Below are 21,833 nucleotides of genomic sequence, written 5' to 3' on the forward strand. Positions count from 1 at the left end.
GTCTCAAACCAAAGCGTTTTTCTGTTTAGTTTAGACATATCATGGGAGGAGGGAATTCCTTTGCGAGGGATTAGACAGCAATTTGAAGAAAATAAAGAAATTGGAGCTGTTGTCAGCAGTTTAGAAGAAGGTTTGAAAGAACAGTTAGTAACGGGAATTTCCGGTTCAGCTCGATCTGTATTAATGGCACTCTTAAATGAGGATAAAAAATACCCCTTATTAGTAGTGACTCATAATTTATATCAAGCTCAAAAAGTGTATGAAGACCTTTTGCATCTTTTACCGGAAAAAGACGTTTTCTTATACCCTGTTAACGATTTAGTTGCTACAGAAGTGGGGATTGCAAGTCCAGAATTAAAGGCTCAGCGCATTGAAGTACTCAATTATTGGAGTCAACATACAGGTGGAGTAGTTGTAACACCGCTTGCAGGAATTCGAAAGCTGCTGCCTCCTAAAGCAAGATGGGAGCAAACACAGCTGCCGTTTCAAATGGGGATTGACATCGACGTTGATCATTATTTAAAAAGGTTAGTTGAGTTGGGCTATGAGCGGGCATCGATGGTTTCAGCTCCGGGTGAGTTTAGTGTGCGCGGAGGAATCATTGACATTTATCCGTTAACAGAAGAGCTACCTGTCCGAATTGAACTATTTGATACGGAGATTGATTCCATTCGTACTTTTACAATCGAGGATCAACGCTCTCAAGAGCAGTTAAAAGAAATTTCAATCGGCCCTGCTACGGAAATCATTGTGAATCAAAATGAAGTAGCCCAAGGAATTGAAGAACTAGAAGCGCAGCTGGCTTCGACGCTGCAACAAGTAAAAAACGCAGCACTAAAAGCTACCTTAACAGAAAATATTAAAGGTGAAATCGAACAGCTGCGTCAAGGTCAACTTCTTGAAAATATGTTCAAGTATTTATCATTCTTCTACGAATCGCCTGCTAGTTTACTAGATTATTTACCAGAAGGCGGCCTTGTCATCTTTGATGAAACCACTCGAATTCAAGAAACGTCTGATCAGCTTGAAACAGAGGAAGCTGAATGGATAACCGAATTATTAGGACAGGGGCAAATTGTTCGAGACGTTCAATTATCTCATAAGCTCCCATCTCTTATTCAGCGAGCAAAACATCAGTTTTTATACTTATCGTTGTTTTTGAAGCACGTATCGTATACGAGTCCGCAAAATATTATTAATATTTCATGTAAGCAGATGCAGCAGTTTTACGGCCAAATGAACTTATTAAAAAGTGAAATTGAACGTTGGAAAAATGCTAATTATACGGTAGTCCTCTTAGGAGCAGATAAAGAGCGCGTGAAAAAACTTGAAGGTGTGCTGGCAGATTATGATATTGATTCATCTATTTTAGATGGAAATGGTCAGCTTGTGCCAGGTCTTGTTCAAATCATTGAAGGCGATTTACAAATGGGCTTTGAACTGCCGATGCAAAAATTAGCTGTTTTAACCGAGGAAGAATTGTTTAAAAAACGGGTAAAGAAATCAAAGCGTCGTCAAAAGCTTTCCAATGCAGAGCGTATTAAAAGCTATTCAGAGTTAAACGTAGGTGACTATGTCGTACACGTGAACCACGGTATTGGCCGTTACTTAGGAATGGAAACGTTAGAGATTAACGGTAATCATAAAGATTATATCCATATCAAATATGAAGGCTCTGACAAGCTGTACGTTCCTGTTGAACAGATTGATCAAGTACAAAAATATGTAGGCTCTGAAGGGAAAGAGCCAAAAGTATATAAACTTGGCGGAAATGACTGGAAGAAAGTGAAACGAAAAGTTGAGTCTTCTGTTCAAGACATCGCTGATGACTTAATTAAACTGTATGCAGAGCGTGAAGCAAGTAAAGGTTATGCATTTTCTCCGGATGGCGATTTACAGAGAGAATTTGAAACAGCGTTCCCTTATCAAGAAACCGAAGATCAGCTTCGTTCTGTACAAGAAATTAAAAAGGATATGGAACATGAAAGACCAATGGATCGTCTGCTTTGCGGAGACGTTGGATATGGAAAAACGGAAGTAGCCATTCGTGCTGCGTTTAAGGCTGTGACAGATGGAAAACAAGTGGCTATTTTAGTGCCAACCACTATTTTAGCTCAGCAGCATTATGAAACCATCCGTGAGCGTTTTCAAGACTATCCAATCAACATTGGGCTATTGAGCCGCTTTCGCAGCCGTAAACAGCAGCAAGAAACAATTAAAGGGCTAAAAAACGGGACCGTAGATGTAGTGATTGGTACACATCGTTTACTATCTAAAGACGTGATTTATAAAGATTTAGGATTGTTAGTTATCGATGAAGAGCAGCGTTTTGGTGTAACGCACAAGGAAAAAATCAAGCAAATGAAAGCAAACGTTGATGTCCTTACACTTACAGCAACGCCTATTCCACGAACATTACATATGTCTATGTTGGGCGTAAGGGATTTGTCTGTTATTGAAACGCCGCCTGAAAATCGTTTTCCGGTTCAAACATATGTAGTGGAGTATAATCCGGTGTTAGTTCGTGAAGCGATTGAGCGTGAGTTAGCGCGTGATGGCCAAGTTTACTTTTTATATAATCGCGTAGAAGATATTGAACGAAAAGCAGAAGAAATTTCGATGCTTGTGCCTGATGCTAGGGTAACGTATGCCCACGGAAAAATGAACGAAACCGAACTCGAAGCGGTTATTTTAAGCTTTTTAGAAGGCGAATATGACGTGATTGTGAGTACAACCATTATCGAAACGGGAGTAGATATTCCAAATGTGAATACGCTTATTGTCAACAACGCTGATAAGATGGGATTATCACAACTGTACCAATTAAGAGGGCGTGTAGGTCGTTCAAATCGCGTGGCATATGCGTACTTTACGTATCACAAAGACAAAGTACTGACAGAAGTAGCTGAAAAGCGTCTGCAAGCTATTAAAGAATTCACCGAATTAGGTTCTGGTTTTAAAATTGCTATGCGTGATCTTTCAATACGTGGCGCCGGAAACTTACTGGGTGCTCAGCAGCATGGATTTATCGATTCTGTCGGTTTCGATCTCTACTCTCAAATGCTTAAAGAAGCGATAGAGGAAAGACGCGGGTCTGACGGAGAAAATGTGAAATTTAATGTAGAAATGAATCTGGACTTAGACGCGTATATTCCTGATCAGTACATTACAGACGGCCGCTTGAAAATTGAGATGTATAAGCGCTTTAGAGGAATTGAAGCATTAGAAGATATTCAAGAATTGCAGGATGAAATGATTGATCGTTTTGGAGAGTATCCGGCTGAGGTAGAGTATTTGTTTAAAGTAGCGGAAACAAAAGTATATGCAACGCAGAACTTAGTAGAATCTATTCTTCAGTCAAAACAAGAAATTTCTATTCTGCTGTCTGAAGAAGCGAGCTCAACGATAGACGGCCAAAAATTATTCATGCTAGGTGATCAATTTGGCAGAATGGTCAGCTTAGGTATGGAAGGCAAGAAAGTAAAATTAGTGGTTAATGTAAAAGGACTTGCTCAAAAAGAATGGCTCAATATTGTGTATCAGTTAGTAAAAGGAGTAGCCACTGTTAAAAAAGAACAAGTTACGAATTAAAAAGAAGGCTCATTTTTGAGCCTTCTTTTTATATAGCCGAAATAAAAACCGCCAAATCCCCATGTTTTGGCGGTTTTTTGGACATTTTTTTAATAAAAGCACACTTTTTAACAAAAAAAGAGATGGTTGGTGAATAGAAGTTGTAGAGTGAAGAATACTAACCTCAACAAAGGTGAACCTTTTATCATATAGCCATCAGTGATATTCACCAACTATTTTAATCATCATATGAAAGAGAGGCTTCAATGAATGAAAGCAACAGGTATTGTTCGTCGTATTGATGATTTGGGTCGCGTTGTGATTCCAAAAGAAATTAGAAGAACGCTTCGCATCCGAGAGGGAGATCCGCTAGAGATTTTCGTCGATCGCGATGGAGAAGTTATTTTAAAGAAATATTCGCCAATTAGTGAATTGGGAGACTTTGCAAAAGAGTATGGCGAAGCGCTATACGACAGCTTAGGTCATCCTGTACTTATTTGTGACCGCGATGTATTTATTGCGGTAGCAGGAAGTTCTAAAAAAGAATACTTAAATAAAAACATTAGTTCGTTAGTGGAATCTGTTATGGAAAGCCGCAGTTCTTCTTTAGTAACTGATGGCAAAAACCTTGAATTTGTCGATGGATACGAAGAAAATATTTCTTCTTACACAATCGGTCCGATTATTGCAAATGGAGATCCGATTGGAGCTGTTGTCATTTTCTCAAAAGATAAGTCTCTTGGTGAAGTAGAGCATAAAGCAGCCGAAACAGCAGCTAGCTTCTTATCTCGTCAAATGGAGCAGTAAGCGTAATTATCTTTATTTTACATTATTTACTGAAAAGGTAGCAGTTTCTGCTGCCTTTTTTCATGCTGTCTTACCTTAGAAATAAAGAGAACATGATATAATGGTACGGTATTTTATTTATTGGAAAGTGCAGGATGTTTTATAAGAACAAAGCTCTATTCTAGTGTGGTTAGCGGCTAATAAAAAGAGTTGTTCATATCATTACAAGCTGCAGGTGAAAGGTGTAGGAATGCAGAAACAATCAAAGCTCTATTCTATTTTTAACGGCGCCGTTATTTTAACGCTCGCAGGTTTATTTACGAAAATCTTAAGTGCCACTTATCGTATTCCATATCATCATATCGCGGGAGATATAGGGTTTTATATCTATCAGCAAGTTTATCCGCTATATGGAATTGCGCTACAGCTAGGTACATATGGTTTCCCTGTAATTATTTCAAAGTTAGTAGCTGAGTATGCGGTAACAAATCGAAGAAAGGAAATACGGGGAATACTTCAAGTTTCGTTTGCTTTTTTGTTTGTAGTAGGCTGCACGATATTTGCGTTTGAATATATTTTCGCAGAAACGATTGCCGAGTGGATGGGAGATCGTAAATTAACGGTTCTCATTCAAATTATTTCATTTTCCTTTTTACTTATTCCGTTTATTGCTGTTATTCGTGGTTATTATCAAGGATTACATAATATGTTTCCTACAGCGCTGTCTCAAATTGCAGAACAAGTTGTACGGGTAGGGACTATTTTGTATCTGTCTATTTTCTTGATCCGACATGGTTATGATCTATATACTGCAGGGGCGGGAGCTATTTTTGGTTCTATAACAGGCGGTATCACATCCCTTATTATTTTATTTTTATTTGTTTTTAGAACAAAGACAAATTCTAAGGGAGTATTTCAACGCATAAAAAAAGCAGACATCAAGAGAATATTTAAAATCCTTATTATTCAAGGCTTATTAATTTGTATTAGCGGTATGGGTCTGCTGTTTATCCAGCTTATTGACTCCTTTACTTTATATTCTAGTCTAACGGCGCACGGCATGGCTGAAGAAGCAGCACAAATTTTAAAAGGTATTTATGACCGCGGGCTTCCGTTGATTCAATTAGGTACAGTAGTAGGTACAGCTTTTTCGCTTTCGCTTGTACCTGTTATTTCTTCAGCCATTGCGAAAAAAAATCTGTCATTTGTAGTTGAAAAAGTTCAGCTGTCTCTCCGTCTATCGCTTGTAGTCGGAGTTGGAGCAGCTTTTGGCTTGATTGCGCTGATGAAACCCATTAATATGCTTTTATACAGTGACTCCCACGGAACGGACGTTTTACAAGTTTTGAGCTTGTTAGTTATATTTACAACAGTAGCAGCAACTGCTGGAGCTGTACTGCAGGGGATGGGAGCTGTTATCGCGCCTGTGATAGCTGTTATCGCTGGCATGGCAGTCAAACTAATATTGAATCTTTGGCTAATACCAGATTTTCAAACTATAGGAGCAGCCATTGCTTCCTCAGCTGGATTCGCGATCGTTGCAGCAATCAATCTATTTTGTCTATATAAAAAGCTTGCTGTACCTCTTGTTCCGAAAAAGGCGAGTGGAGGTATTTTTATAACGGGCATAGCAATGGTCGTTCTTTTGCAAAGCTATTTATTTTGTTTACATCACTTTGTATGGTCTAATGGTTTAGATACAAGCAACCAAGTGGTTGAAACCGGAGCTGGTGTTTTAATAGGCGGTTTGTTTTATTTGTTTATCATTATAAAACAACATATTTTTACCGAAGAGGAATTACGTTTACTTCCAATGGGAAGTGTTTTAGCTAAATACGTATTAAAAAATAAATAAGAAGGTGAAGCAATGACAGGGAAAGTAACAGTTATTGGTTTAGGAGCAGGCGATTTAGAACAGCTACCTGTAGGCATTTATCGCTTGCTACAGCAGGAAAAGCATATTTATATGCGTACAAAAGAACATCCTGTAATCAAAGAATTAGAAAGTGAAGGCTTGACGTATGTATCCTATGATGGCGTATACGAATCGTATGATGCATTTGAAGAGGTATATGAACATATATCAAATGATTTAATCGATAAAGCTTCAATAGAAGAAGTGGTGTATGCCGTTCCTGGGCACCCTTTAGTGGCAGAACGTACGGTTCAATTACTTTTACAAAAAGGAAAAGAACGAGGCATTCCTGTTGAAATTAAAGGAGGACAAAGCTTCTTAGACCCAATTTTTGGTGCGCTGAAGATCGATCCTATCGAAGGGTTTCAGCTGCTAGACGGAACAGATTTAAAGCGAAGCGAAATAGAGTTAACCGGTCATGTTCTAATTGCTCAAGTGTACGATCAGTTCGTTGCCTCAGAGGTAAAGCTCACGCTGATGGAACACGTTCCTGATGATTACCTCGTTTACATTGTAACAGCAGCGGGAAGCAGTGAAGAAAAAATCCAGCCGGTCAAGCTGTATGAATTGGATAGAGAAATGTCGCTCAATAACTTAACGACTATTTATGTCCCTCCAGTAGCAGACGAAACAATTTTATACCATCAATTTGACGCATTCAGAAGGATTATTGCCACGCTCAGAGGGCCAAATGGATGTCCTTGGGATCAAAAACAAACGCATGAATCGCTCAAGCGCTATTTGCTAGAAGAGTCTTATGAGTTATTAGATGCAATTGACCGTCAAGATGACGATAATATGATTGAAGAGCTCGGCGATGTATTGCTGCAGGTATTGCTTCATGCACAAATCGGTGAAGATGAAGGAATGTTTTCAATTGATGATGTCATTCGCAGTGTTTCAGAGAAAATGGTAAGACGCCATCCGCATGTATTTGGGGAAGAGAGCGTGAATGATGCAGATGAGGTCTTGAAAAATTGGGATGAAATCAAAAAAGAAGAAAAAGGAGAGGAACCTTCTTCTCTGTTAGCTTCTGTACCTGAGGCTATGCCTTCTTTAATGAAAGCGCATGGATACCAAAAGCAAGCTGCAAAAGTTGGTTTCGATTGGTCAGAAGTTGAACCTATGTGGGAAAAAGTACAGGAAGAACTTGCTGAATTCCAAGAGGAAGTACAGCATGCTGATAAAGAAAAAATGAGCGATGAATTTGGAGATATTTTATTTGCTTTAGTGAATATTGCAAGATTTTATAAAATTGATTCTGAAGCTGCATTAGCTAAAACGAATACAAAATTTTTAAATCGATTTCAATATATTGAAGAAAAAGTGAGAGCTTCTGAAAAACCATTTGAATCTTTTTCGTTAGAAGAGTTAGATGAATTTTGGGAAGAAGCCAAAAAAACAGGTTTGTAAAACAGGAAGGTGAGGGAATTATGAGGTTAGATAAATTTTTAAAAGTATCACGTTTAATTAAGCGCCGTACATTAGCAAAAGAAGTATCAGACAAGGGCCGTATTACCATTAATGGTATCGTTGCAAAAGCAAGCACAAATGTGAAAGTAGGAGATGAATTAGCGATCACATTCGGCACGAAGAAAATTACCGTTAAAATAGAGGCTCTTCAAGAAGCAGCTAAAAAAGAAGAAGCAGCTAATTTGTACTCAATTGTCAAAGAAGAGCGTGTTTCATCTGAAGTATAACTGATGAAGGCTTGTTCTAAATCACCTTTCTCATTCATATGTTTTAAACAACAGATAACAAGAGCGAATGCTCTTAATGAATGAGGTGGGGATGAAGATATGAGCCAATTTTACGAAACAAGCAATTCAAACAAAGACCATACTCCAAATCATGATTTAGTGATGAAGGGTCGGCGTCTCTTAGATATCACGGGTGTGAAGCAGGTAGAGAGCTTTGACAATGAGGAATTTTTACTTGAAACAGTGATGGGTTTCTTGTCAGTTAGAGGGCAAAATCTGCAAATGAAAAATTTAGACGTTGATCAAGGAATTGTATCGATAAAAGGAAAAATCTTTGATATAGTTTACTTAGATGAGAACCAATCGGAGAAGGCTAAAGGATTCTTTAGTAAGTTGTTTCGATGAGTTTAAACATTCAGCTCTATACAATGCTTGCGATGGTATCGATGGGAAGCGGTTTAGGTGCTTCTCTCGATACTTATCGTTACTTTGTTAATCGCTCTAAATCACGCCCATGGTTTGTATTTGTGAATGACGTATTGTTTTGGATGGTGCAAGCTCTTCTCATTTTTTATGTGTTGTTTTTAGTGAATGAAGGAGAACTGCGTTTGTATGCGTTTCTTGCTTTGTTTTGCGGTTTTGCCGCGTATCAAAGCTTATTTCAATCACTGTATTTAAAAGTATTAACATTTACTGTCTCGAGCGTATTAAGTTTATATCGAGGTGTTTTAACGCTTAGTAATATTTTTTTGGTCAAGCCTATCCGCTTCTTTATTCATATTCTACTTGTAGTCGCTTTAGGGATCTACCGAGCCGTTCATAAGCTGCTCGTATTCTGTCTAAAGCTTATTTACGTACCGACCAGGTGGGTTCTTTTCGTATTTTGGAGAATGATGCCTAAACCTGTAAAACGATTTTTACATATGGGTTTTCGGTATATAGAAGGAATTTACAATCGTGCAAAGAATATGATAATGAGAATCGTTGCATGGGTGAACACTTTAAAAAACAAGGGGGACGACTAATTCAATGAGTGCGGTACGAAAAAAAAAGGTCGCGAAGTTAAATACTGATTATAGCCATAAACAAGAGCAAATTAAACAAAATACAGATCGAAAGCGTATCGGTTTAATTAGGCGTTTGACTGTTTTTGGAGTGTTGGCCTTAATCATTGGTGGATTGATGGTATCAGCTTTAATTACGCAAACCTCAGCTATTGAGAACAAAAAAGCTGAGAAGGTGAAATTAGAACAGCAGCTGACAAAATTACAAAGCAAGCAAAAGCAGTTAAAAGGTGAAATCGTCAAGTTAAATGACGATGATTATATTAAAAAAATTGCCCGCAGAGATTATTTTTTATCAGAAGACGGGGAAATTATCTTTAATGTAAAAAAAGACTAAACGTATGGTTCGTTGACAGTGTATTTTTGCTTTTTGTATAATATAATAAATTGATTTCTTTTATCATTTAAGGAGGAGCATTTTTTTTATGTCAATCGAAGTAGGCAGCAAGTTACAGGGAAAGGTAACAGGTATTACGAACTTTGGAGCTTTTGTTGAGTTACCAGGAGGTTCAACAGGCTTGGTTCATATCAGTGAAGTAGCTGATAATTACGTAAAGGACATTAACGACCATTTAAAAGTGGGCGACGAAGTTGAAGTCAAAGTAATTAACGTTGAGAAAGATGGTAAAATTGGTCTTTCAATTAAGAAAGCGGTAGACAAACCAGAACGTCCGGAAAGACCGGAGCGTCCTGCAAGAGCGCCTCGCTCAGACCGTCCACGTGATTCACGCCCACAACGTAATAACAATCGTGGTGGCGGTAATGATTTCCGTACAAAAGAAACATTCGAACAAAAAATGAATCGTTTCTTAAAAGACAGTGAAGAACGTTTATCTTCCCTAAAGCGCCATACCGAATCAAAACGCGGTGGACGCGGTGCAAAACGCGGTTAACTTGCTGCTTATATCAAATAGATAGCGAGTTTTTGGAAAGTACCTTTTATCTAAAAGGTGCTTTTTTATATGTAAAAAAGAGTAGAAAAAAAGCATGTACTGTTGTACATGCTTTTTGATGACCCGTACGGGATTCGAACCCGTGTTACCGCCGTGAAAGGGCGGTGTCTTAACCGCTTGACCAACGGGCCGTTATTCGAGTAGCGGCGGAGGGGATCGAACCCCCGACCTCACGGGTATGAACCGTACGCTCTAGCCAGCTGAGCTACACCGCCATTATACGTTCTCTAAAAGACATTTATAATAATATAAAAAAGCTGGGATATTGTCAATAACTTTTTTGATATTTTTATAGACTATTATTTACTTTTAAAAAAGAATGATGAGCGTAGGCTTTCTCTGAGGCAAACAGTATCTCTGATATTTTTTAAATTGCCATGTAAGATTGTACATCTTTTTGTATAGTTTTCAATATAATACTAGAAAATAGTCGAACGATTATAGGTATTTTGCTAGTCCGTTTGACAAAATTTCACCTTTCGCCGCGATATAATAATGAATAAGTATAATTAGCGGGTGGTGGGAGAATGCAAAAGACGGAAAGAGATTTTGCAAGTCCAACAACAGAGGCGGTATTTAACCGAACTAGATTAGAAATGTCCCGTGTGTTTACAAAGGCGGGTATGAAAACGGAAAAGGTGTTATTTCAATGGGGATTGTTGCTGCTAGTCGTAGGTTTTTTATTAGGACGAGCGTTAATTTTAATGAAAATCATGCCATTTGCTTTGCCATTCTTTGCAGCTGTAATGGCTATAAAGAAAGAAAAAGCACCGCTAGCAAGTTTAGCCGTATTGGCAGGGGCATTTAGTGTTTCCATTCAAAATGGAGGTACCGTATTTGCTACACTATTTGTTTTCTTACTAATGCATCGATTTAGCGGCATACTGACAATGGATCCGTTAAAGAAGCTGCCGTTCACTGTATTTAGCGCGATGTTACTTACAAAACTAACTATTTTTTATGTGTTTACCAAGGAATTCACCATGTATGATTTTACATTTGTGGCAGTAGAAGCAGGGTTGAGCTTTATCTTAACCATGATTTTCTTACAAAGCGTGCCTTTAATTTCATACCGAAAGCGAAAACAATCATTAAAAACAGAAGAAGTGATCTCTCTTATTATTTTATTGGCATCTGTTATGACGGGGACAATAGGGTGGATGATTTACGGGCTTTCGGCTGAACATATATTATCTCGTTACTTAGTATTAGTTTTTGCGTTTGTATCTGGCCCTACGATAGGAGCTACGGTGGGGGTCGTAACCGGTTTAATTTTAAGTTTCGCGAATGTTTCTAGTTTGTACGAAATGAGTTTACTCGCTTTTTCCGGCTTGCTTGGAGGACTTTTAAAAGACGGTAAAAAGCTAGGGGCAGCTCTTGGGCTAGTTGTTGGTTCATTGCTAATTGGCCTATATGCTCAGGCAGATCAAGGATTGACGACTAATTTGTATGAATCACTGACGGCCGTTGTTCTATTTTTATTAACCCCATCTTTTGTTTTGAAAAACTTAAGTAAATTAGTACCAGGGACATCTGAGAATATGCTTGAACAACAGCAGTACGTACGTAAGATCCGAGATGTAACAGCGAATCGCGTAGAACAGTTCTCAAATGTTTTTCAAGCACTTTCCAAAAGCTTTACGCAAAATGGGTTTTATGATGAAAAGCCAAGCGCAGATAAAGAAGTTGATTATTTCTTAAGCAGCGTTACCGAAAGAACGTGCCAATTTTGTTTTAAAAAAGAACAATGTTGGGCACAGCAGTTTGATACAACCTATGAATATATGAAGGAAATTATGCTTGAAGTTGATAATGGCACGCTTGAACAAAACCCAAGACTAATTCGAGAAATGGACAAACATTGTGTGAAATCGAAAAAAGTCATCGATGTGATTGAGCATGAACTTACGTATTTTAAAGCCAATCAGCACTTAAAAGCCCAAATTCAAGAAAGTAGAAGGATTGTAGCAGAACAGCTTCACGGTGTTTCTGAAGTCATGGGGAATTTTGCAAAAGAAATTAAGCGAGAGCGCGAAAATTTAAATGTACAAGAAGAACAGATTTTAGAAGCTCTTCGTAACTTTGGGATGGAAATCAATCAAATTGAAATTTATAGCTTAGAACCTGGAAATGTAGATATTGAAATGTGGGTGCCATATTGTCACGGAAGAGGAGAATGCGAGAAGATTATTGCACCAATGCTTACAGATATTTTAGGTGAAAGTATTGTAGTAAAGAACGAAGAATGTGCTAAATATCCTCAAGGCTATTGCCACGTTTCGTTTGGCTGTACAAAAGCGTACGTTGTTGATACAGGCGTAGCACATGCTGCTAAGGGCGGAGGGTTTGTATCCGGTGACAGCTACTCCATGATTGAGCTAAACGCCGGTAAGTATGCACTAGCTATTAGCGATGGTATGGGAAATGGAGAGCGTGCCCACTATGAAAGCAGCGAAACGCTTCAGCTGTTAAAACAAATTTTACAAACAGGAATAGAAGAGACAATTGCAATTAAATCGATTAATTCTATTTTATCGCTGCGTACAAACGATGAGATCTTTTCTACGTTAGATTTAGCGATGATCGACTTACAAGATGCCAATGTAAACTTCTTGAAAATCGGTTCTACGCCAAGCTTCATCAAACGCGGAGATAAGGTGATTAAAATACAGGCAAGCAATTTGCCAATGGGCATTATTGAAGAATTTGAAGTGGATGTTGTGAATGAACAAATGAAGGCGGAAGACTTATTAATCATGATGAGTGACGGCGTATTTGAAGGACCAAAACACGTTGAGAACTACGAAATGTGGATGAAGCGAAAAATTGGCGAGCTTCAAACAAACGATCCACAAGAAATTGCAGACTTAATTATGGAAGAAGTTATTCGAACAAAATCAGGTTTAATTGAAGATGATATGACGGTAGTTGTGGCAAAACTTCAGCACAATACCCCGAAATGGTCATCGATTCCTTCTTACGCTTATCGTAAAAAAGCACAATAGTTAGATAGAAGTATATTTTATCTCCTCCTCGTCTATCATGTTAATACTGATAATGAGGAGGGGATTTTTTTATGAAAAAAGGTACTTTGAAACAGATGTTGGTCATTACGGACGGTGGTTCGAATACAGGTGAAGATCCGGTAGCAATGGCAGCGCTAGCTAAAGAACAAGGAATTAGTGTAAACGTTATCGGTGTGATGGAAGAGGACACAATTGATGAACAAAGCACGAATGAAATAGAAGGCATTGCTATGTCAGGCGGTGGCGTGAGTCAAATTGTTTATGTAAAACAGCTGTCTCAAACTGTTCAAATGGTTACAAGGCAGGCAATGACGCAAACACTTCAAGGCGTTGTAAATAAAGAACTTCAGCAAATTCTAGGTTCATCTAATTCAAGATTAGAAGAGTTATCTCCTGAGAAGCGAGGAGAAATCATGGAAGTTGTTGATGAACTTGGGGAAACGGTTGACTTAGAGATTCTTATTTTAGTTGACATGAGCGGAAGTATGAAAAATAAGCTTCCTACTGTAAAGGAGTCGCTGTTAGATTTATCGTTAAGCTTGAATGCTCGCATGGGGCATAATCAATTTTCAATCTTTTTATTTCCTGGGAAAAAGAAAGATGTAGAGAAGCTAATGGACTGGAATCCAAGATTAGAGTCGCTTTCAACGATTTTTCCGAAACTAACAGCAGGAGGTATTACGCCTACTGGACCTGCTATCAAAGAGGCTACTCATTATTTCACCAAAAAGCGCTCATTGAGAGGGTTGTTAAAAAATAATGAACAATACATTGAAGAATCAGGTATGTAACCTACCTCCGGGAACAGAAATTCAAGGAAAATGGCATCACGTCCATTATAAAATTCTTGAGAAATTAGGCGTGGGGGCAACTGGCGTTGTCTATTTAGTTCAATTAGTAAACGGAACGCTAGCGGCGTTAAAAATAAGCTTTTCCAACATGTCCGTTACAGCAGAAGTGAATGTATTAAAAAAGCTCTCTCAAGTCAAAGACAAAGTGCTAGGACCGCGCTTACTTGATGTAGATGATTGGAGCTATGGTTCTCACGCTCTTTCTTTTTATGTAATGGAGTATGTGAAAGGGCAGCCTCTCCTTTCCTTTATCTCCACAAGAGGGACGGAATGGCTACAAGTATTTGCAAGTCAGCTCTTAACAGACTTAGAAAACCTTCATGAAGAAGGGTGGGTATTTGGTGATTTAAAACCAGAAAACCTGGTCGTAACATCTAACCCCGTAAAAGTTCGATGGATTGACGTCGGAGGAACAACTCTGCAAGGGCGGTCAATAAAAGAGTTTACCGACTTTTATGATCGGGCACACTGGGGGCTTGGCTCCCGAAAAGCAGAACCAACCTATGATTTGTTTGCTGTATCTATGGTTTTGATTCACGCAGCTTATGGCAAGCGAATTAATAAAACCGACAAACCGGCTGAACAATTAAAACAATTTATATTAACAACAAAGCAGTTGGAACCTTTCGGGGACGTTTTGTATCAAGCGGTTACGGGAAAGTATAAGTCAGCTAAAGAAATGAAAACAGAGGTGTTATCGGTCGAAAAAAGAAGAGGGGCAAAAAGTAAAGGAACAAAGCCTCAAAACGTTCGTCAACCGTCTGCCCCTCGTGTTAAAGTAAAGAAGAAGCGTTCTCACGTGTTAGAGACGCTACTACTTTGTACGTCTGTAATGTTGATTTATATTTTGTATCTATTTATTCAAGTGCTATAAAGTTTGGAGAAATTGTGAAACTTTCCTTATAGTCATTCGTATAAAGTAAATTAATGATACATTATTGCGTGTACATTATAAGGATGAGTCATTCCTATGGAAAAGCAAGTGAACAATTTTATGACAAAACATCAGTTATTATCCGCAGGCTCTACGGTGGTTGTAGGTATTTCTGGTGGTCCTGATTCTTTAGCACTACTGCATTTCTTATGGAGTCTGAAAGAGCAAAAATCTCTCACGATTATTGCTGCTCATGTTGATCATATGTTCCGGGGCAAAGAGTCACAGCAGGATATGGAATATGTGCAGAACTACTGCAAACAATTGAATATTAAATGTGAGGCGAAGCAGATTGATGTTGTTGCCTATCAGAAGGAAAGAAAGTTATCTTCTCAAGTAGCAGCCAGGGAATGCCGCTATACATTTTTTACTCATGTTATGAAGAAGCACAAAGCAAATCTTCTTGCATTAGGACATCACGGAGATGATCAGATTGAAACGATGTTAATGCGAATGGTTCGAGGCAGTACGATGAATGGATACGCAGGGATGCAGCCCAAGCGGCCATATGGGGATGGATTTATTATTAGGCCGTTCCTAGCCGTAACGAAAGAAGAAATCAATCGCTACTGTAAGCTACATGGGCTTACCCCTCGGGTTGACCCGAGTAATGAGAAAGATTCGTACACGAGAAATCGGTTTCGTCATTACGTTTTGCCATTTTTAAAGCAAGAAAACGCCGCTGTACATGAAAAATTTCAACAATTTAGCGAGAACTTGCATGAAGATCAAGCATACTTAGAGGAATTAACGACCGATGTGATGAATAAAGTAATGAGAAAGAAATTGCAAAATGAAATTCTCATTGATAGAGATTGTTTTCTAAGGATACGCAAGCCTTTACAAAGGCGTGGTATTCAACTAATATTAAACTATCTCTATAAAGAAATTCCTCCAACCCTTTCCTCAGCGCATGTTGACATGTTAGTAGGATTTTGTGAAAGTGAAAAACCGTCTGGTACGCTTGACTTTCCAAATGGTTTGCGCATTATCCGATCTTACAACGACTGTCTTTTCACCTTTAATGAGGGGAACATCGAGCCATATGAATTTATTGTTCCGATTCCAGGGGTCGTCGAGCTTCCAAATGGTCACCAGCTTATTTGTGAAATACATAATAAAGTCGAAGATATAAAAGGAAACGATGTTTTTCTTTTAGATGAAGCTCACGATTTACAATCATTAAAGGTAAGGACACGAAAAAATGGCGATAAAATGCGAGTAAAGGGCATGAAGGGACATAAAAAAGTAAAGGATATTTTTATCGATGAAAAAATCCCTTTACAATTCAGAGATCATTGGCCGGTAGTGGAAGATAGCCAAGGAACTATTTTGTGGCTACCTGGTTTGAAAAAATCTGCTTATGAACTGCATACACATAAGTCCAGATATGTTATTTTATACTATAAGTAGCGAAAACTTCTAGGAGGCAAGTAAGGAATGAAGCAGGATATTCAAGAAATTTTGATTTCAGAAGAAGAAATACAACAGAAAGTAAAAGAATTGGGTAAGCTATTATCTGAGGAATACGCTGACCGTTTTCCTTTGGTAATCGGTGTATTGAAAGGCGCTATGCCTTTTATGTCTGATCTAATTAAGCGTGTTGATACATATTTAGAAATGGATTTTATGGATGTATCAAGTTATGGCAATGCGATGGTTTCTTCTGGTGAAGTAAAAATCCTAAAAGATTTAGATACATCAGTTGAAGGTCGAGACATTCTTATCTTAGAGGATATTATCGACAGCGGCTTAACGCTTAGCTATCTTGTAGAGTTATTCAAGTACCGTAAAGCTAAGTCAATTAAGATTGTCACACTCTTAGACAAACCAACAGGTCGTAAAGCATCTATTAAAGCAGATTACGTTGGATTTGAAGTACCTGATGCATTCGTAGTAGGGTATGGATTAGATTATCAAGAGAAATATCGTAACCTGCCGTATATTGGGGTTCTTAAACCGCAAGTATACAGCAATTAATAAGCACATATCCAAGTGCAATTTATTGGATAGGATAAATGTTCTATGTTAGTATTGAATACAGTATTTGTTTATCGTGGGAGGAGGTAAGAAATGAATCGGATCTTCCGTAATACCATCTTTTATTTACTTATATTTTTAGTCATTATTGGCGTGGTAAGCTTCTTTAGTGGCTCTAATCAAAAAGCAGAACCAATGAGATACGATACATTTGTTCAACACTTAGACAAAGGTGATGTGAAATCACTCTCTATGAAACCTGAAAGAGGCGTGTATGTTGTGCAAGGGAAGTTAGATTCTTACAAAAAGGATCAAACGTTCCAAACTTACATCGTAGATGGTGATAAAGCACTTGATCGTATTGACGCTGCTTCCGAAAATAATCAAGTAGAAGTTGATTTTAAACCTGCTGATGAAACAAGCGGCTGGGTAACGTTCTTTACGTCAATCATTCCGTTTGTTATTATTTTCATCCTATTCTTCTTCTTACTGAACCAAGCTCAAGGTGGCGGAAGCCGCGTTATGAACTTCGGTAAAAGTAAGGCTAAGCTTTACAGTGAAGAAAAGAAAAAGGTTAAATTTAAAGACGTAGCTGGTGCAGACGAAGAAAAGCAAGAACTTGTGGAAGTTGTTGAGTTCTTAAAAGATCCTCGTAAATTCGCAGAGCTAGGTGCAAGAATTCCGAAGGGTGTCTTACTTGTGGGACCTCCTGGTACTGGTAAAACATTATTAGCAAGAGCTGTTGCTGGTGAAGCAGGCGTTCCTTTCTTCTCTATCAGTGGTTCAGACTTTGTTGAAATGTTTGTTGGGGTCGGTGCTTCTCGTGTTCGTGATTTATTCGAAAATGCGAAGAAGAATGCTCCATGTATTATCTTTATTGATGAAATCGATGCTGTAGGTCGTCAACGTGGCGCAGGTCTTGGTGGCGGACACGATGAGCGTGAACAAACATTGAACCAATTGCTTGTTGAGATGGATGGTTTTGGTGCTAATGAAGGTATCATTATCATTGCAGCAACAAACCGCCCGGATATCTTAGATCCAGCGTTATTACGTCCAGGCCGCTTCGACCGTCAAATTACGGTAGATCGTCCAGATGTAAATGGCCGTGAAGCAGTGCTTAAAGTACATGCTCGCAATAAGCCTTTAGATGAATCAGTAAACTTAAAAGCAATTGCTATGCGTACGCCAGGTTTCTCAGGTGCAGATCTCGAAAACTTGTTAAACGAAGCTGCCTTAGTAGCTGCTAGACAGGACAAAAAGAAAATTGAAATGGTTGACATTGACGAAGCAACAGACCGCGTAATTGCAGGTCCAGCTAAGAAAAGTCGAGTTATTTCTAAAAAAGAACGCAATATTGTTGCTTATCATGAAGCAGGACATACAATTATCGGTGTCGTATTAGACGAAGCTGATATGGTACATAAAGTAACCATTGTTCCACGTGGGCAAGCTGGTGGATATGCTGTTATGTTACCAAAAGAAGATCGCTACTTTATGACGAAGCCAGAGCTGCTGGATAAAATTGTTGGATTGCTTGGTGGTCGCGTAGCTGAGGAAATTATTTTCGGCGAAGTGAGTACAGGTGCTCACAATGACTTCCAGCGTGCAACAAGCATCGCTCGTAAAATGGTAACAGAATACGGTATGAGTGAAAAGTTAGGACCAATGCAATTCGGTCAATCACAACAAGGCCAAGTATTCTTAGGTCGTGATTTACACAGTGAACAAAACTACAGTGATGCGATTGCTCATGAAATTGATAATGAAATCCAACGTTTCATTAAAGAAAGCTATGAGCGTGCGAAGCAGATCTTAACGGAAAACCGTGACAAGTTAGAGCTTGTAGCTCAAACATTGTTAGAAGTAGAAACGTTAGACGCTGAGCAAATCAACCACTTAGTAGATCATGGAACTCTTCCAGACCGTTCTAGTCACGTAACAGATGAAGATGTTAAAGTAAACATCCAAACAAAGACAGACGATGAAGAGCCAAAAGCATAAGACAATAAAAATCAGTGGAGATATTCTCCACTGATTTTTTTAATGGGCAAAAGTTAGGTTTGGTAAAAGGTTTTCGTATATATGGTGGATAAGTAGGATATCCACTAGAGAATCGTGTCATTATATTCCTATTTTATCTAGAATATACACGTCTATTTACCAGTTATGGTATGATGGTTTCAGTGTGAATACTGAATTTATATAAAGTGGTGATTGAAATGATTTTTGTATTAGATGTTGGAAATACGAATACGGTATTAGGTGTATACGATGGAGATGAATTAAAGTATCACTGGCGTGTAGAAACAAGCCGTAATAAAACAGAAGACGAGTATGGCATGACAATCAAAGCCTTGCTTGAGCACGTTAGTTTATCTTTTAAAGATATTCATGGTATTATTATTTCCTCTGTTGTTCCTCCTATTATGTTTGCATTGGAGAGAATGTGTCAAAAGTATTTTCATTTAAAGCCGCTTGTTGTTGGTCCTGGAATTAAGACGGGTTTAAATATTAAATATGAAAATCCGCGTGAAGTGGGAGCAGACCGTATTGTAAATGCTGTTGCTGGAATTCAGCTATACGGAAGCCCTTTAATTATCGTTGATTTTGGTACCGCAACCACGTATTGCTATATTGATGAAAATAAGCAATATATGGGTGGTGCGATTGCCCCTGGTATTAATATTTCGACAGAAGCTCTTTATTCAAGAGCATCTAAGCTTCCGCGAATTGAAATTGCGCGACCAAATAGCATTGTGGGAAAAAATACAGTATCTGCGATGCAAGCAGGTATTTTATATGGATACGTTGGACAAGTAGAAGGAATTGTAGCAAGAATGAAAGAGCAAGCAACAGTAAATCCTAAAGTTATTGCTACTGGAGGACTCGCAACATTGATTGCTAAAGAGTCGGATATTATTGATATTGTGGATCCATTTTTGACTTTAAAAGGATTGCAAATAATTTATACAAAAAATATGGAGTAAGAGGTGTATATTATGGGTGACTATTTAGTAAAAGCACTAGCTTACAATAGTCAAGTTCGCGCTTATGCAGTAAAAACAACGGATACAGTTGGAGAAGCGCAGCGCCGTCACTATACATGGCCTACAGCCTCTGCAGCATTGGGACGTTCAATGACTGCGGGAGTCATGATGGGGGCTATGCTAAAGGGTGAGCAAAAGCTAACAATTAAAATTGAAGGCCGCGGCCCAATTGGCGTTATCTTAGTAGACAGCAATGCTAAAGGGGAAGTGCGTGGATATGTAACGAATCCACAAACGCACTTCGATTTAAATCAGCATGGAAAATTAGATGTAGCACGTGCTGTAGGTACAGATGGCACGCTGAGTGTCGTAAAAGATATCGGAATGCGTGATCAATTTAACGGACAAGTACCTATTGTATCGGGAGAATTAGGAGAAGATTTCACGTATTATTTTGTGACATCTGAACAAGTCCCATCTTCAGTAGGTGTAGGAGTACTTGTTAACCCTGATAACACGATCTTAGCTGCGGGCGGATTTATCATTCAGCTTCTGCCAGGAACAGATGATAAAACGATTACAGCTATTGAACAACGCTTACAGACGATTGAGCCAATTTCAAAACTGATTCAAAAAGGTCTTTCTCCTGAGGAAATCTTAGAAGAAGTTCTTGGAAAAGAAAATGTAAAGTTTCTGGAGACAATGCCTGTAGAGTTCAAATGTCAGTGCTCAGAAGAAAGAATTGCCAATGCTATTATCAGCTTAGGACAAGAAGAGATTCAATCAATGATTGAGGAAGATGGCCAAGCTGAAGCCCAGTGTCATTTCTGTAATGAGACCTATCGTTTTGATAAAAAGCAGCTTGAAGAAATGAAAGAACAAGCAATTTAAATGAAATAAAAGATTCTTAAAAGGCGTCATTTTATAAATGAGCGCCTTTTTTTATAGATATTAAGTTCTATTTCTGTATATATTGATCTAAAAATATAACAAAATTAGGTAAATGGAAAGACAAAATGATTGACAATTTAGAAAACATCTGATAAATTGTATACAAAATCAATAAAATTAGTTGGTATTAGGAGTGGTCATATGGCACGTATTGCAAATTCAATTACAGAGTTAATTGGTCAAACACCAATCGTAAAACTAAACCGTCTAGTTGAAGAAGATATGGCGGATGTATATTTAAAATTAGAATTCATGAACCCGGGAAGCAGCGTAAAAGATCGTATCGCATTAGCGATGATTGAAGATGCGGAAGCAAAAGGTGTGTTAAAACCTGGCGACACAATCATTGAACCAACAAGTGGTAACACAGGAATTGGCTTAGCAATGGTAGCTGCAGCAAAAGGATACCGTGCTATTTTAACAATGCCTGAAACGATGAGTATTGAGCGTCGTAATCTGCTTCGTGCGTACGGTGCAGAGTTAGTGTTAACACCAGGTCCAGAAGGAATGAAAGGGGCGGTTAATAAAGCAACTGAGCTTGCAAAAGAGCACGGCTACTTTATTCCTCAACAGTTCCAAAACGAGGCGAACCCAGAAGTGCACCGTCAAACAACGGCTAAAGAAATTATCGAGCAGTTTGGCGATCAGTTAGATGGATTTGTGGCAGGTATCGGTACTGGCGGTACTATTACAGGTGCTGGTGAAGTGTTAAAAGAAAAGTACCCAAATATCAAAATTTATGCGGTAGAGCCAGCTGATTCTCCGATTTTAAGCGGTGGTCAACCAGGACCTCATAAAATTCAAGGAATTGGTGCAAACTTTGTTCCGGATACGCTTAACACGGAAGTATATGACGAAGTTGTCGCTGTTCAAAACGACCAAGCTTTTGAATATGCCCGTAAAGTAGCAAAAACAGAAGGTGTACTAGTAGGTATCTCTTCTGGGGCTGCGATTTATGCTGCGTTAAAAGCTGCAAAACAGCTTGGAAAAGGTAAAAAAGTGTTAGCGATTATTCCAAGTAACGGTGAGCGTTACCTAAGTACTCCATTGTTCCAATTCGAGGAACAAACACAAGCATAAAAACGATAAAAAAACAGCTTCTATATGAAGCTG

General features: G+C 38.5%; 18 protein-coding genes and 2 tRNA genes. 18 read left to right on the forward strand and 2 right to left on the reverse strand.

Annotated elements, in window-relative coordinates:
* The first annotated feature begins 60 nt into the window (after nt 1–60).
* The 9 genes from mfd to LJC66_RS00285 all read left to right on the forward strand — a co-directional run bounded on the left by mfd (nt 61) and on the right by LJC66_RS00285 (nt 9,928).
* A complete protein-coding gene (gene mfd / locus LJC66_RS00245) occupies nt 61–3,591 on the forward strand; it encodes a transcription-repair coupling factor (protein WP_195695621.1) in 3,531 nt (1,176 codons plus the stop codon).
* A gap of 249 nt (nt 3,592–3,840) precedes the next feature.
* The gene (gene spoVT / locus LJC66_RS00250; protein WP_013054872.1) at nt 3,841–4,377 is read left to right on the forward strand and encodes a stage V sporulation protein T; all 537 of its coding nucleotides are present in this window, start codon (nt 3,841–3,843) and stop codon (nt 4,375–4,377) included.
* Nucleotides 4,378–4,606: 229 nt separating this feature from the next.
* Nucleotides 4,607–6,211: a putative polysaccharide biosynthesis protein gene (locus LJC66_RS00255; protein WP_230931632.1), complete on the forward strand. Its 1,605-nt coding sequence runs from the start codon at nt 4,607–4,609 to the stop codon at nt 6,209–6,211.
* 12 nt (nt 6,212–6,223) lie between these two features.
* A complete protein-coding gene (gene yabN / locus LJC66_RS00260) occupies nt 6,224–7,684 on the forward strand; it encodes a bifunctional methyltransferase/pyrophosphohydrolase YabN (protein WP_050691223.1) in 1,461 nt (486 codons plus the stop codon).
* Nucleotides 7,685–7,704: 20 nt separating this feature from the next.
* A complete protein-coding gene (locus LJC66_RS00265) occupies nt 7,705–7,971 on the forward strand; it encodes an RNA-binding S4 domain-containing protein (protein WP_230931633.1) in 267 nt (88 codons plus the stop codon).
* Between the two features lie 99 nt (nt 7,972–8,070).
* Complete coding sequence (gene yabP / locus LJC66_RS00270) at nt 8,071–8,376, forward strand: sporulation protein YabP (protein WP_013054876.1); 306 nt, start codon at nt 8,071–8,073, stop codon at nt 8,374–8,376.
* Nucleotides 8,373–8,996: a spore cortex biosynthesis protein YabQ gene (gene yabQ, locus LJC66_RS00275; protein ID WP_050691224.1), complete on the forward strand. Its 624-nt coding sequence runs from the start codon at nt 8,373–8,375 to the stop codon at nt 8,994–8,996. Before yabP ends, yabQ begins: the two co-directional genes overlap by 4 nt.
* Nucleotides 8,997–9,000: 4 nt before the next feature.
* Nucleotides 9,001–9,372, forward strand: a complete 372-nt coding sequence (locus LJC66_RS00280) for an FtsB family cell division protein (RefSeq protein ID WP_013054878.1) — start codon at nt 9,001–9,003, stop codon at nt 9,370–9,372.
* Nucleotides 9,373–9,460: 88 nt separating this feature from the next.
* Nucleotides 9,461–9,928 carry a S1 domain-containing RNA-binding protein gene (locus LJC66_RS00285; protein ID WP_013054879.1) on the forward strand — a complete coding sequence of 156 codons (468 nt, stop codon included), beginning with the start codon at nt 9,461–9,463 and terminating at the stop codon, nt 9,926–9,928.
* Between the two features lie 119 nt (nt 9,929–10,047).
* Here the strand turns inward: LJC66_RS00285 and LJC66_RS00290 are convergent.
* Both LJC66_RS00290 and LJC66_RS00295 read right to left on the reverse strand, forming a co-directional pair.
* Nucleotides 10,048–10,119: transfer RNA gene (locus tag LJC66_RS00290), tRNA-Glu, on the reverse strand.
* 10 nt (nt 10,120–10,129) lie between these two features.
* Nucleotides 10,130–10,203, reverse strand: a tRNA-Met gene (locus LJC66_RS00295).
* A 312-nt stretch (nt 10,204–10,515) separates the two neighbouring features.
* Between LJC66_RS00295 and spoIIE the strand changes: the two genes are divergently transcribed.
* The 9 genes from spoIIE to cysK all read left to right on the forward strand — a co-directional run bounded on the left by spoIIE (nt 10,516) and on the right by cysK (nt 21,800).
* Nucleotides 10,516–12,993 carry a stage II sporulation protein E gene (spoIIE, locus tag LJC66_RS00300; protein WP_050691226.1) on the forward strand — a complete coding sequence of 826 codons (2,478 nt, stop codon included), beginning with the start codon at nt 10,516–10,518 and terminating at the stop codon, nt 12,991–12,993.
* A 71-nt stretch (nt 12,994–13,064) separates the two neighbouring features.
* Nucleotides 13,065–13,805, forward strand: a complete 741-nt coding sequence (locus LJC66_RS00305) for a VWA domain-containing protein (RefSeq protein ID WP_013054881.1) — start codon at nt 13,065–13,067, stop codon at nt 13,803–13,805.
* A complete protein-coding gene (locus LJC66_RS00310; RefSeq protein ID WP_195695617.1) occupies nt 13,774–14,739 on the forward strand; it encodes a protein kinase domain-containing protein in 966 nt (321 codons plus the stop codon). Before LJC66_RS00305 ends, LJC66_RS00310 begins: the two co-directional genes overlap by 32 nt.
* A gap of 96 nt (nt 14,740–14,835) precedes the next feature.
* Entirely contained in the window at nt 14,836–16,212 is a 1,377-nt protein-coding gene (gene tilS, locus LJC66_RS00315) for a tRNA lysidine(34) synthetase TilS (protein ID WP_230931634.1), read from the forward strand.
* Nucleotides 16,213–16,239: 27 nt separating this feature from the next.
* Nucleotides 16,240–16,779 carry a hypoxanthine phosphoribosyltransferase gene (gene hpt / locus LJC66_RS00320; RefSeq protein WP_013054884.1) on the forward strand — a complete coding sequence of 180 codons (540 nt, stop codon included), beginning with the start codon at nt 16,240–16,242 and terminating at the stop codon, nt 16,777–16,779.
* A 93-nt stretch (nt 16,780–16,872) separates the two neighbouring features.
* Entirely contained in the window at nt 16,873–18,783 is a 1,911-nt protein-coding gene (gene ftsH, locus LJC66_RS00325) for an ATP-dependent zinc metalloprotease FtsH (protein ID WP_013054885.1), read from the forward strand.
* Nucleotides 18,784–19,001: 218 nt separating this feature from the next.
* Nucleotides 19,002–19,769 (forward strand): type III pantothenate kinase, encoded by a 768-nt coding sequence (locus LJC66_RS00330; protein WP_013054886.1) that lies wholly within the window; start codon nt 19,002–19,004, stop codon nt 19,767–19,769.
* A gap of 12 nt (nt 19,770–19,781) precedes the next feature.
* Nucleotides 19,782–20,660 (forward strand): Hsp33 family molecular chaperone HslO, encoded by an 879-nt coding sequence (gene hslO / locus LJC66_RS00335; RefSeq protein ID WP_013054887.1) that lies wholly within the window; start codon nt 19,782–19,784, stop codon nt 20,658–20,660.
* 201 nt (nt 20,661–20,861) lie between these two features.
* On the forward strand, nt 20,862–21,800 hold the full coding sequence (gene cysK, locus LJC66_RS00340) for a cysteine synthase A (protein ID WP_013054888.1): 939 nt from the start codon (nt 20,862–20,864) through the stop codon (nt 21,798–21,800).
* Nucleotides 21,801–21,833 lie beyond the last annotated feature (33 nt).

This window comes from Priestia sp. TSO9 (assembly GCF_021029645.1).
GTDB lineage: Bacteria > Bacillota > Bacilli > Bacillales > Bacillaceae_H > Priestia > Priestia megaterium_E.

Coding starts and splice junctions, on each gene's coding strand:
- spoVT (WP_013054872.1), top strand. CDS start 3,841: ATGAAAGCAACAGGTATTGTTCGTCGTATTGATGATTTGGGTCGCGTT.
- LJC66_RS00255 (WP_230931632.1), top strand. CDS start 4,607: ATGCAGAAACAATCAAAGCTCTATTCTATTTTTAACGGCGCCGTTATT.
- yabN (WP_050691223.1), top strand. CDS start 6,224: ATGACAGGGAAAGTAACAGTTATTGGTTTAGGAGCAGGCGATTTAGAA.
- LJC66_RS00265 (WP_230931633.1), top strand. CDS start 7,705: ATGAGGTTAGATAAATTTTTAAAAGTATCACGTTTAATTAAGCGCCGT.
- yabP (WP_013054876.1), top strand. CDS start 8,071: ATGAGCCAATTTTACGAAACAAGCAATTCAAACAAAGACCATACTCCA.
- yabQ (WP_050691224.1), top strand. CDS start 8,373: ATGAGTTTAAACATTCAGCTCTATACAATGCTTGCGATGGTATCGATG.
- LJC66_RS00280 (WP_013054878.1), top strand. CDS start 9,001: ATGAGTGCGGTACGAAAAAAAAAGGTCGCGAAGTTAAATACTGATTAT.
- LJC66_RS00285 (WP_013054879.1), top strand. CDS start 9,461: ATGTCAATCGAAGTAGGCAGCAAGTTACAGGGAAAGGTAACAGGTATT.
- spoIIE (WP_050691226.1), top strand. CDS start 10,516: ATGCAAAAGACGGAAAGAGATTTTGCAAGTCCAACAACAGAGGCGGTA.
- LJC66_RS00305 (WP_013054881.1), top strand. CDS start 13,065: ATGAAAAAAGGTACTTTGAAACAGATGTTGGTCATTACGGACGGTGGT.
- LJC66_RS00310 (WP_195695617.1), top strand. CDS start 13,774: ATGAACAATACATTGAAGAATCAGGTATGTAACCTACCTCCGGGAACA.
- tilS (WP_230931634.1), top strand. CDS start 14,836: ATGGAAAAGCAAGTGAACAATTTTATGACAAAACATCAGTTATTATCC.
- hpt (WP_013054884.1), top strand. CDS start 16,240: ATGAAGCAGGATATTCAAGAAATTTTGATTTCAGAAGAAGAAATACAA.
- ftsH (WP_013054885.1), top strand. CDS start 16,873: ATGAATCGGATCTTCCGTAATACCATCTTTTATTTACTTATATTTTTA.
- LJC66_RS00330 (WP_013054886.1), top strand. CDS start 19,002: ATGATTTTTGTATTAGATGTTGGAAATACGAATACGGTATTAGGTGTA.
- hslO (WP_013054887.1), top strand. CDS start 19,782: ATGGGTGACTATTTAGTAAAAGCACTAGCTTACAATAGTCAAGTTCGC.
- cysK (WP_013054888.1), top strand. CDS start 20,862: ATGGCACGTATTGCAAATTCAATTACAGAGTTAATTGGTCAAACACCA.